1 protein-coding gene is annotated in these 1,386 nt (G+C 69.5%); it reads left to right on the top strand.

Annotated elements, in window-relative coordinates:
- Positions 1-29: 29 nt before the first annotated feature.
- Positions 30-1,208, top strand: a complete 1,179-nt coding sequence (locus DBR23_RS19475) for a CaiB/BaiF CoA-transferase family protein (protein ID WP_108499299.1) — start codon at positions 30-32, stop codon at positions 1,206-1,208.
- Positions 1,209-1,386 lie beyond the last annotated feature (178 nt).

Below are 1,386 nucleotides of genomic sequence, written 5' to 3' on the forward strand. Positions count from 1 at the left end.
ACACATCCGCCCCTCTCTCGTCCCCCCGCCTGCCGCTGGAAGGCCTGCGCGTGGTGGAGTTCACCCATATGGTCATGGGCCCCACCTGCGGCATGGTGCTGGCCGACCTGGGGGCCGAGGTCATCAAGGTCGAGCCGGTGGACGGCGACCGCACCCGCCACCTGCTGGGCGCGGGCGCGGGCTTCTTCCCCATGTTCAACCGCAACAAGAAGAGCATCGCGCTCGACCTGCGCAGCCCCGAGGGCCTGGCGGTGGCGCGCAAGCTGGCCGCATCGGCCGACGTGGTGGCGCAAAACTTCAAGCCCGGCGTGATGACCAAATACGGCCTGGACTATGCCGCGCTCAGCCAGGTCAACCCGCGCCTCATCTACGTCAACCACACCGGCTTTTTGCCCGGCCCGTACGAGCACCGCACGGCGCTGGACGAAGTGGTGCAGATGATGGGCGGCCTGGCCTACATGACCGGCCGCCCTGGCGACCCGCTGCGCGCAGGCAGCAGCGTGAACGACATCATGGGCGGCATGTTCGGCGCGATTGGTGCGATGGCGGCGCTGATGCAGCGCGGCATCACCGGGCGCGGGCAGGAGGTGGACTCGGCCCTGTTCGAGAACAACGTGTTCCTGGTCGGCCAGCACATGATGCAATACGCCGTCACCGGCAAACCGGCCGCGCCCATGCCCGACCGCATCTCGTCCTGGGCCGTGTACGACGTGTTCAGCGTGAAGGACGGCGGGCAGATCTTTTTGGCCGCCGTGAGCGATGCGCAGTGGCAGACCTTCTGCGACGCCATGGGCTATGCCGACCTGAAGGCCGACACCGGCCTGGCCACCAACAACGACCGCGTGCGCGCCCGCCCCACGCTGATGCCGGTGCTGCGCGAGCGGCTGGCACAGCACACGGCCGACGAACTGGCCGCGATCTTCGAACGCCACGGCCTGCCGTTTGCACCCATCCGCCGGCCCGAAGAACTGTTTGACGACCCGCACCTGCAAGCCACGGGGGGCCTCGCCGACATCACGCTGCCCGATGGCGAACGTGCCGGGCAGACCGCGCAGATCACGCTGATGCCGCTGCGCATGGACGGCCAGCGGCTCGATGTGCGCTGCGACCCGCCGCGCCTGGGCCAGCACACGGCCGAGCTGCTGCAGGGCCTGGGCTACACGGCCGATGAAGTGACCGCGCTGCAGGCCACCGGGGCCATTGCCTGATTTTTCCTTGACGACCGGGGCAACCCACGCGGCGCAGACCGCAGGCCCCGGATTCCAACCCCACTACCGGAGACAACCGTGCCCCAGCCCACCCCTGCTTTTGACATGCACCGCATCGCGCCCGCCCGCCATGGCGTGCTCACGCGCCGCCAGGCGCTGGCCACCGGCGCGGCCGCAC

The organism is Acidovorax sp. HMWF018, from assembly GCF_003061035.1.
GTDB lineage: Bacteria > Pseudomonadota > Gammaproteobacteria > Burkholderiales > Burkholderiaceae_C > Acidovorax > Acidovorax delafieldii.